At 40.6% G+C, this 10,429-nt stretch carries 8 protein-coding genes; all 8 read left to right on the plus strand.

Annotated elements, in window-relative coordinates; all coding sequences use genetic code 11:
• Complete coding sequence (locus tag G7Y46_RS06065; RefSeq protein WP_165253250.1) at positions 1-1,356, plus strand: sugar phosphate nucleotidyltransferase; 1,356 nt, start codon at positions 1-3, stop codon at positions 1,354-1,356.
• A 10-nt stretch (positions 1,357-1,366) separates the two neighbouring features.
• Positions 1,367-2,455 (plus strand): GDP-mannose 4,6-dehydratase, encoded by a 1,089-nt coding sequence (gene gmd / locus G7Y46_RS06070; protein WP_165253252.1) that lies wholly within the window; start codon positions 1,367-1,369, stop codon positions 2,453-2,455.
• On the plus strand, positions 2,456-3,403 hold the full coding sequence (locus G7Y46_RS06075) for a GDP-L-fucose synthase (protein ID WP_277424168.1): 948 nt from the start codon (positions 2,456-2,458) through the stop codon (positions 3,401-3,403).
• Between the two features lie 3 nt (positions 3,404-3,406).
• Positions 3,407-4,654, plus strand: a complete 1,248-nt coding sequence (locus G7Y46_RS06080) for a glycosyltransferase family 4 protein (RefSeq protein ID WP_165253254.1) — start codon at positions 3,407-3,409, stop codon at positions 4,652-4,654.
• A complete protein-coding gene (locus G7Y46_RS06085; RefSeq protein WP_165253256.1) occupies positions 4,651-5,772 on the plus strand; it encodes a glycosyltransferase in 1,122 nt (373 codons plus the stop codon). Before G7Y46_RS06080 ends, G7Y46_RS06085 begins: the two co-directional genes overlap by 4 nt.
• Complete coding sequence (locus G7Y46_RS06090; RefSeq protein WP_165253258.1) at positions 5,759-6,772, plus strand: glycosyltransferase family A protein; 1,014 nt, start codon at positions 5,759-5,761, stop codon at positions 6,770-6,772. The genes G7Y46_RS06085 and G7Y46_RS06090 overlap by 14 nt, the downstream gene beginning before the upstream one ends.
• Positions 6,773-7,642: 870 nt before the next feature.
• Positions 7,643-9,031 carry a hypothetical protein gene (locus G7Y46_RS06100; RefSeq protein ID WP_165253260.1) on the plus strand — a complete coding sequence of 463 codons (1,389 nt, stop codon included), beginning with the start codon at positions 7,643-7,645 and terminating at the stop codon, positions 9,029-9,031.
• A gap of 285 nt (positions 9,032-9,316) precedes the next feature.
• Positions 9,317-10,105 (plus strand): glycosyltransferase family 2 protein, encoded by a 789-nt coding sequence (locus G7Y46_RS06105; RefSeq protein ID WP_165253261.1) that lies wholly within the window; start codon positions 9,317-9,319, stop codon positions 10,103-10,105.
• Positions 10,106-10,429 lie beyond the last annotated feature (324 nt).

Below are 10,429 nucleotides of genomic sequence, written 5' to 3' on the forward strand. Positions count from 1 at the left end.
TTGATCCATCTAATCTTGCTCTCTGGTGGTTCTGGTACTCGTCTTTGGCCGCTGTCTAATGAAACTCGCTCTAAGCAGTTCTTAAAAGTATTGCGAGATGAAAATAATAACCATATCTCTATGGTTCAACGTGTATTTTCACAAATTGAAAAAGTGAATGCAGACCTAGATATAACAATAGCTACAGCTGTCTCTCAAGCACTCTCTATTGAACAACAAATCAAAGGAGACTATTCATTAGTCCTAGAACCAGAAAGACGAGACACAGCTCCTGCAATTATGCTTAGCTGTGCTCATCTTCTATACAAACAAAATGTATGTAGAGAAGATACTGTAATAGTAATGCCTATAGATACATTTGCAGATCGGACCTACTACAACAAAATATCTACTCTGGATAGCTTTGTACAAGACAAAACATATCAGCTAGTACTACTTGGTGTTAAACCAACTTATCCATCGGCTAAATATGGATACATCGTTCCAAAAGATACAAAAGAAGACATATATCCTGTTTCTTGCTTTGTAGAAAAGCCAAGTGAAGAGGACGCTCAAGAACTTATATCAAAAGGTGCTCTTTGGAACTGTGGAGTGTTTGCTTTTAAGCTAGGCTACATCACAGATATCCTATCTAAATACATAGATTCTAAAAGCTATGAAGATGTATATAACAACTACAACCAACTTCCAAAGATTAGCTTTGACTATGAAGTAGTAGAAAAAGCTAAATCTGTTGCTGTTATTCCTTATAAGGGTACATGGAAAGACCTAGGTACATGGAATACGCTAACTGAAGAGATGCAAGAGAGTATATCAGGACGTGTAGTTATAGATGATAAAACCTGCACAAATACTCATGTAGTAAATGAAACAGGTATGCCTCTTGTAGTATCTGGCATACAAGACTCTGTTGTAGTAGCCACACACGATGGCATTCTCGTATGCAGCAAAGAGCAAAGCAGCAATCTAAAAGACCTTATTTCAAAAGCAGCTGAAACACGTCCAATGTATGAAAAGAGACGCTGGGGAGAATATAGGGTAATTGACTACAGCGTATACCTAGATGGTAGAAAGTCTCTAACTAAAGAATTAATACTTAAACCAGACTGTCAACTCTCTTATCAAAAGCATACCCATAGATCTGAGGTTTGGACAATAGTGTCAGGTGAGGGTCTTTTTGTCCTAGATGGCAAAGTAGAAAAAGTATTTCCCGGATACGTTGCAAACATCTTACAAGGCTCTCTTCATGCACTGAAAGCCACAACTGAGCTTCACCTAATAGAAGTACAGCTTGGCGACAAGCTAGAAGAGCGTGACATAGAGCGTTTTGGGAATTATTGGGATAACAATCAATAGGAATCAATATATGAAAAAAGCTTTAATAACAGGTGTAACAGGACAAGATGGCAGTTATCTTGCAGAGTTTCTGCTTGAAAAAGGCTATGACGTATATGGCATGATACGTCGCTCATCTGTAGATTTTCGAGAGCGAATAGCGCACCTAGAAGGCACAGAGGGTTTTCATCTTCGCTATGGAGATCTTAATGACTCGATGAGTTTAATAGGGATAATTGGTGAAGTAAGACCTGATGAAATATATAACCTAGCTGCTCAGTCACACGTTCAAGTATCTTTTGATGTGCCTGAGTATTCTGCAGATGCTGATGCGGTAGGCGTTCTGCGTATTCTAGAAGCTGTACGCCTTACAGGACAAGTTGAGACTTGCAGAATATACCAAGCATCCACATCTGAGCTTTATGGCAAAGTAGAAGAAGTTCCTCAATCGGAGACAACTCCATTTCATCCATATAGTCCATATGCTGTAGCGAAACAATATGGCTTTTGGATTGTAAAGGAGTACCGTGAAGCATATGGCATGCATGCTTCAAATGGAATCCTTTTCAATCATGAATCTGAGCGGCGCGGCGAGACGTTTGTAACGCGAAAAATAACACTTGCTGCAGCGCGCATAGCGCAAGGAAAACAAAACAAACTCTATCTTGGGAACCTTGATTCTTTGCGCGACTGGGGATATGCACGTGACTATGTTGAGTGCATGTGGCTTATTTTGCAACAAGACACACCTGATGATTATGTAATAGCAACAGGTGAGCAGCACTCAGTAAGAGAGTTTGCCACATTAGCTTTTTCTCGTGTCGGTATAGAACTTAAATGGGAAGGTACAGGAGTTAACGAGTGCGGTATTGATAAAGCGACAGGCAAAGTGCTTGTAGAAGTAAGCCCAGATTTCTATCGTCCTACCGATGTGGTGAATTTGCTTGGGGATCCAACGAAAGCTAAAGAACAACTTGGATGGGATCCAACATCTACTTCCTTTGAGAAGTTGGTGGAATTAATGATTGACCACGATATGGCAAAAGTAGCTGTTGAGCGCGAAAGCGAGCGAGTACGTAAAAACCTTGCTGAATACCTTGAAAAAGGTGTGGTGAGATAGATGTCTATGAAAAAAGATTCCAAGATTTACGTAGCAGGACACCGTGGCATGGTGGGAAGTGCCATTGTTAGAAACCTTGAAGCTAAAGGGTATACCAATATAATTACACGTTCACATTCTGAACTTGATTTATTGAGACAGAGCCAAGTTGAGCGATTTTTCGAAGAAGAAAAGCCAGATTACGTATTTCTTGCTGCCGCAAAAGTAGGCGGAATCGTCGCTAACTCGTCTGCTCTTGCTGATTTTATGTATGAAAACATGATGCTTGAGATGAATGTAATTCATGCAGCTTGGGAGAGCAATTGCAAAAAATTACTCTTTTTGGGAAGTAGTTGTATCTATCCAAGGCTTGCCTCTCAACCGATGCGGGAAGATTGCCTTCTTACGGGCTCGCTAGAGCCAACTAATGAAGCTTATGCCCTAGCTAAGATAAGTGGACTTAAATACTGCGAGTATCTAAATAGGCAATATGGAACCAATTTCATATCGGTAATGCCAACAAATCTTTATGGACCAAATGATAATTACCACTCAGAGCACTCTCATGTTCTTCCTGCTTTGATTAGGCGTTTTCATGAAGCAAAAGAAGCAGGTGCAAAGTCTGTTACTTGTTGGGGGGATGGAAGTCCGCTTCGTGAGTTTTTGTATGTGGATGATCTGGCAGATGCGTGCGTATTCCTAATGAATACCTATGTTGGCAATGAAACTGTAAATGTTGGAACTGGCAAAGAGCTTACTATAAAAGAACTTGCTGAATTAGTAGCCAGTATTGTGGGTTTTGAGGGAAAGATTGAGTGGGACAAAACGCGCTCTAATGGCACGCCTCGAAAACTTCTTGATATATCAAAGCTTGATTCTCTTGGCTGGCATTATTCAACAGAACTCGAGGATGGAATTCATCTTGCATATAAGGATTTTCTAGAGAATCCAATGAGGAGTGAGCGCTAGAAGATGCGTAAGCGCATTTTAGCGTATTCAATCTATTATTATCCGGAAATTGCTTCTGTCGCTCAAATTTATACTGAGCTTTTTGAAGCCTTATCCGATGATTTTGACATTACTGTGATATGTGCAGTTCCTTGTTATACGGGAGAGGTTTCTCCTAAATATCGCGAGAAGCGCTTCTATGACGAAGAGCATGGTGGTGTAAGAATCATTCGAGTGCCAGTTCGTTCTTTCTCAAAGACAGACAAGAAAAGCCGCATTTTGAATATCTTGGATTTCTGGAGAGGAGCCAGACAAGCTACGCGGCAACTTGGCGGAGACTTTGATCTTGTTTTTACGTATTCTCAGCCGCCTATTTTGGGTGGAATGCTTGGGGTGTATGGTGCTAAAAAAGTGCAAGCACCTTTAATCTATAGTATTCAGGACTTTAACCCAGAACAGACAATGGTTGTTGGATATGCAGGTGGCTCTCTTATACATAAGATCATGATGATGCTTGACAAGCGATCTTGCAGAAAAAGTTCATGCGTTATCGTGCCGGGCCGTGATTTAGCAGAGACATTAAAGCAACGTTTTGTTGGTAAAGATGCTCCTCACTGTGAGGTCATTAATAACTGGACAGATGATAAGACAATAGTTCCGCTTTCAAAAGATCATCCACAAGTTTTAGCTTTCAGGAAGCAATATGGTCTTGATGGCAAGTTTGTCATTATGTATTCGGGGAATATTGGTCTGTATTACGACTTAGAAAGCCTCGTGTTGGTTATGGGTGAGTTCAAGGACGAGGAGGATGTGGTTTTTGCCTTCGTTGGCAATGGTGTGATGAAGGCGCTGCTTGAAGTATATGTGGAAAAGAATAGACTACGCAATGTCTTATTCATTCCCTATCAGTCTAAAGAAGAACTTGTATACAGTCTTAACGCTGCTGATGTGCATCTTGTCACTAATGCTAAGGGTATTAAAGGTGTTTCGTGTCCAAGTAAGGCGTATGGAGTTATGGCTACAGACGTTCCCATGCTAGCTGTTTTGGAAGAAGGATCTGAGGTATGGTGCTTGGTCGAGGAATCAGGTTGTGGTATCTGTGTGCATACAGGTAATTATGATGAATTCAGATCGGTTCTTCATCGCGTGATTGACGAAAGACAGAAGTTTGTCGAGGCGCATCGGGGAGGACGCTCTTATCTTGACACCTATTTGACATGTGAATTGGCCGTGGGAAAGTACAAAATGTTATTCAATGAGATCGTGCAGTGAAGTATGTTCAGATAAACACTTTTTCTAATGGTTCTACCGGCACTGTTATGATGCAAAAACATGAAGAGCTGATACAGGCTGGGGAAGACTCGTATGTCGCGTGGGCTCGTGGACGTGAGCCGCAGGGATCTCAAGAGATGAAGATTGGCAGCATGGCAGACACGTATGCGCATGGCATTTATGTGCGACTGACGGGGAGAATGGGATTTGCGTCGAAGCGAGCGACGCGCGCGTTTCTCGAAAGACTTACCGTCATCGACCCTGATGTTGTGCATCTTCATAACATTCATGGCTACTATATCAACATAGAAATGTTATTTGCATGGCTTGCGTCGCATCATTGTCAGGTGAAATGGACACTTCATGATTGCTGGCCATTTACTGGTCATTGTGGTTACTTCACATATGTGAAGTGTTCGCAATGGATAGAACATTGCGGTTACTTAGAGAAGTGCCCGCAGCTCGATGTTTATCCCAAGACGCTGTGTAAAAGTTCATGTGTACAGAACTTTGCTGATAAAAAGCGATTGTTTACAAGTATTCCCTCCAATCGCATGACGCTTATTGCGCCGTCGGTTTGGCTTCAGAGCATTGTAAAACAAAGTTTTTTGGGGGAGTATCAGATAGAGATACATCGCAATACGGTTGATACAGGAGTGTTTAGACCGATTTCGAGCGATTTCAGGAAACGTTACGGTATAGGAGATCGATTCATGGTACTTGGCGTAGCATCGCCTTGGACCGAGCGAAAAGGATTAGAGGATTTCATTTGTTTGTCTCGAGATCTTGATGATAGTTTTTCCATTGTCGTAGTGGGGCTAAATAAAAAACAGATAAGAAGTATTCCTCGGCGGATTATCGGTTTGAAGCGAACGGAATCAAAAGAGCGTCTTGCTGAGATATATGCTACTGCCGACTTGTTTTTTAATCCAACGAAAGAAGAGAATTACCCGACTGTAAACCTCGAAGCAGAAGCATGTGGTACGCCGGTTGTAACCTATGACGTAGGAGGATGCAAGGAGACGCTGACGAATCCATCCTCAAAGACGGCGACTGGCTATGATGGGGCGCTGGCTATCATCAAGGAGAGGGGTAGTTCCCATCATGTCGGAATTTAGTTCTGGTTTTTCTAGCTCCCCTCTTGTATCGGTTATTATTCCAGTTTACAACAATGAAAAAAGCATAGCTCGATGCATTGATTCTCTCCTTAAACAGACTTATTGCTCATTCGAACTCATTGTCATTGATAACAATTCAACCGATAAAACAATGAGTATATGCAAACAATATGGAGGTAGTGATTCTCGCATAAAGATAGAATCAGAAACAATGCAGGGTGTGTCCTTTGCGAGGAACCATGGATTGGAAAAGATGCGAGGAGATTATGTTACCTTTGTTGATGGTGACGATTGGTGTAACCCTTGTTACCTTGAAACACTTGTCTCGGATGCGATTACATACAATACGGACATTTCAGGTGTTGCGTTTGATAGAGGGGAGTTGCATGATGAGGACAAGGGAGAGGTTGCCATATTAGACAGCAGTCCCCTTCTTGACTTCACTACGCAATTGCACTTTAATGCAGCAGTTTGTTCCAAGCTTTACTCAAGGAGTGTTATAGAGGGTATACGTTTTCCTGTTCATCTTACTATTGCTGAAGACAAAGTATTCGGATTCCGTGCGTTCGAAAAGGCCTCTAGGGCGAGTTTCCGGAACTGGAAAGGCTATCATTACACTGTAAATCCCTATTCTGCAACGCATGAGGACATCTCCGACGATCACTTTCGCGCAGCCGATGCTTTGAAGGATGAATGTCTCCGATATATCCACGGTAAGGTCGGCATTTTGAGTGAGGATGATACATGTCGTCTTATGTGTCTGTATATAGATGAGTATATCAATTTGATAAGGTACTATGCGACTAGCAGTATCGATGCTCGAGGTTGCAACAAGGAACGCATCGAACCATATTATCGAGAGCTGATGAGTATTGATATGAGTCGGTATAAGGAGTTTTTGGGGACAAAAAGGGTTGACAATATAAAGGTGATGCGTCTTGGACGGGACACATACAGTTTTCTTCTCCGTTTGCTGAATGTATTGAGAGGGAGATCCTAGGTTTGCTAGTTTATCTCCTTATGGGTAAGTCTTAAAACATGTGGGATAATTCACCAAACTTGATATCTGAACAGGTAAAACAAAGAAAATCTAACCTCGATTCTACGATTGAGGACAAAATAAGGGTATAAAAACTCAAGCCCTCTTTAAGAGCAGCTTTTAAAAAATGACTAGTACAGCTAAAACTGAATATGTCGATACTTATATGGAGGCGCTTAAGAGTCCATCTCGATATCCTTACTTAGTGACTCTCATCCTCTTTTCTCTTGTTGCTTCTTGTAAACAGCGGGATGGGCTTGTTGGGTTCTCGTTTGTGTCCAAGTACCAAAAGACAGCGATGTCTAAGAGTTGCAAAACTCATAAAGCCCCGACATGCACATATGATGTCTTTGATCTATCTGTTAAGACTTTTTGCCACGGCATTTGTACGCCTATATTCCCAAGCGTTCAGAATATAGGGCATACGTTTGTTTATCGTTTTTACTACCGAGCGTGTCTCAGGTATGTTAGTGCGCCTTGCAATAGATATCTAACACCAAGGAGCCTTACTGTATCTACACTTATCGGTCCTACTTGTCCTAATATCAGACGTTCTAGCGCCCTTTGCTCTAACGCACTCGGCTTGGATTCTACGGTGGTTTTGTCCGTGATTCTCATGTTTGTTCTGCTTTCTGAGGGTGCGGACTGCCATAGGGATCTTAAGAGAGCTCTACTCTCTCTTAAGATCCCGATTGAAAACACGGGAGGGCAAGGATATCTGTCCCTCTACTCTATTAATACTAAAGCCTGTCCCATACGCTCAACTGTAAGGCTCAGCGACTCTGGGAAGGGTACAAAACGCTACACCATACAAAAACAGGCGGAAAACACATGGATAGACAAGAGACAGTGAAAACCTTGCTAAATACCACATGTTTTAAGACTTACCCGGAATGCGCGGAAATAGCAAAAGGTCCAAAAAAACTGTCCTCTGTTGCGATGGTTATCATAAGGATATTCGCTGCATTTCTGCTTCTCCTTGGTATTATTCAGTTTTATATAGGTTTTAATTCTATTTCAATCTATGTAAGTGCTGTTGCAGTAGTAATCGCATCGCTAATAATTGTTATTCTATCAAGAAAGAATGCTTTGACACTCTTATTAAGTGTGATGATATGTTTTGCGAACTATTCGGCAATTGTTGCAAACTATCACCCATCGTTTTCTGGCTTTGAAACAGAATATGCTGGTACTCATATTGCCCATATTGGAACATTGGTGCTACTTGTTTTTGTTAGTTCTATTCTCCTTTTCTTCCCAAAACATCTAGTGGCAGTAGAAGGAAGCTTTTTTAGTAGGTTTCCTAAACCGCGTAGTCCGAGTCTCTTTTTACTTATAACAGTAATAATGCTTCTTATAATTTGGATTACTTGTTCATCGGGGTTTACGCGTGTCGGTTCTAGGGCGTGGAATAATGAGATATATGAATATGCCTACCTACTTTTTCTTCTTGCAATATACTTTGGTGGTAAAAATAGATTGTGCAGAATCATAATTATAATGCTAGCTGCGCTTTACGTATCTCAGGCTCTGTTAGGTGGAAATAGAGCAGCTATTCTTGCTATCATACTACTTTTTTTTGCGATTTATTTTTCCAAGAAGATAACCTTTGTTCAAATGTTATCTTTTCTTATGGGTGGTTTTATCATCTTTATGATATTTGGTGCTTATAGGGTGTTTCCCCATGCATCAATATCTGATATTCCTCAAATTCTCGTGACGCTTGCAAACAAGTTTTTTGTTTGGGATACGGCTGCATATGCATATCATCAAAGTCTTTGCTATATCGATGTGCTCGAACATATTTCGAATAATGAACACTTTTACTTGGTTCAACAATGGTTGGCCAGTATTTTTTTAGGTGGATCCATTGTTCCGGACTCGCGTTTAGCTGTCTACGCAGCGAGTTCAACCACTGGAATGGGAGGGGGCTTTCTTCCGTTCTATGGATTCTTTTATTTTGGTCTAATAGGGATTATTACTAGTGGCTTAGTGGTTTCAGTGAGTTTTGATGCAATTGGTTTTTTGTTTCGCTCAAGTTCTATTATGTATAGCTTCTTATCACTCTGTGTTTTTTCGACTTGCATGAGATGGTATTTGTATTCGCCGGCTCCTTTAACGCGAGGAATACTTTTGGCTATATTTTTGTATGCAGGGGTTTTCTTTTTTGTATTACCTGGTTTCTCGTCTAGAAGTATTCATATATACAATCGGCTATAGAGGTTTGCATGGGGTCTAGTCAACATAGAGGTGGAGGTAGTGGTCAACTTGTTGCTATATATACATTTTAAGATCTATTCGGTGTCATTCGATTTTGAGCTGATATGAAGGGTGATTCTCGTCTTGATTATTTTCCCCACGTTGAGTATTTAGGTAAATCTTAAAACGTGTAGAAAATAGTTGAGGTCCTGTTTCTCTGTATAATTACGACTTATGATTTCTACCTGTTAATGTTAAATAGTGGTGAGATAATTCCTCGCACTTTTTATTTCAATGATTAGCAGCATGCCACTCTTGTCCATTGTTGTTGTTACACTAAACGCCTCTAGTGCTTTGCGCCTGACCGGCGAATCGATTTGCTGTCAGGATTTCGATAATTTTGAGTGTATTTTTGTTGATGGAAAGTCCATCGACGATACAGTAATAAAACTCAAAGAGATATCTGCTTCACTATCACAAAAGGGCATAACAGCAGAACTTATTAGCGAAAAAGATAATGGAATATATGATGCGATGAACAAAGGCATCAATTTGACTCGAGGGAAATGGTTGTATTTTTTGAATGCAGGTGACTGTCTTTGGAATTCGAATACCTTGAGTCGTGTATGCGCAGTTCTAAAGACAACTTCATCAGAAATAGTTTACGGCGACATTGGAATAGCAAGCAAGGATGCGACGCGTTGTGTTGATGTGCGAAAGGCTGAGCCTCTTAAAAATATAAAAACAAGAATGCCATTTTGCCATCAAGCTTCTTTTATCCGTTCTGATCTTTTAAAAGCAGGTGGTTACAACTGTAATTACAGGATTGCTGCCGACTATGAGTTTTTTCTTTCGGTGTATTTAGATAGCAGATCATTTGAATATCTAGATTTTCCTATAGCCATATTTGATCGTACGGGTTTGTCATCTACATCTTGTGTTCAACTTGCTCATGAATTTAGAGCCATTCAATTAGATAATAAAGTTTCTTCATCTGGTGACATAAGAGGCAGGCTGTGCTATTGGAAACTTCTTCTTGAATCGTATTATCAAGACTGGAAGCATAAAATCAAGCAAACAGCTAAACAAAAATGACAAAATTATAGCAAGCTTATTTGGGCATTCAACAAAACTGTGTTGGTAAATCACTCAAATACATATCCTGAACTGGTAACTTATAGAAATTGTAAGGTACCAACAGAGAAATCAAAGGATTTTGGTAGCTTTTAAGCGCACATTATCAAAGCCCCAAGTTATGGGGTACTTAAAAACAGAGATGGTTCACGCACCTATAGAGGACGAAGTGCGGTATGGGTATAAACGTCTAGGGTCCATGTATAAGGATTGTTATCATAGATGTTTCTCTCAATTGTTATTAGTGAGTATTCTTAAGCGTATATTCAGCCCTAGCTTTCTCTT

The sequence above is a fragment of the Adlercreutzia sp. ZJ304 genome (genome assembly GCF_011039075.1).
Taxonomy (GTDB): domain Bacteria; phylum Actinomycetota; class Coriobacteriia; order Coriobacteriales; family Eggerthellaceae; genus Adlercreutzia_A.

Bases quoted from the DNA above. Each gene is read 5' to 3' on its own strand.
- G7Y46_RS06090 (WP_165253258.1), top strand. From the start codon at position 5,759: ATGTCGGAATTTAGTTCTGGTTTTTCTAGCTCCCCTCTTGTATCGGTT.
- G7Y46_RS06080 (WP_165253254.1), top strand. From the start codon at position 3,407: ATGCGTAAGCGCATTTTAGCGTATTCAATCTATTATTATCCGGAAATT.
- gmd (WP_165253252.1), top strand. From the start codon at position 1,367: ATGAAAAAAGCTTTAATAACAGGTGTAACAGGACAAGATGGCAGTTAT.
- G7Y46_RS06075 (WP_277424168.1), top strand. From the start codon at position 2,456: ATGTCTATGAAAAAAGATTCCAAGATTTACGTAGCAGGACACCGTGGC.
- G7Y46_RS06100 (WP_165253260.1), top strand. From the start codon at position 7,643: ATGGATAGACAAGAGACAGTGAAAACCTTGCTAAATACCACATGTTTT.
- G7Y46_RS06105 (WP_165253261.1), top strand. From the start codon at position 9,317: ATGCCACTCTTGTCCATTGTTGTTGTTACACTAAACGCCTCTAGTGCT.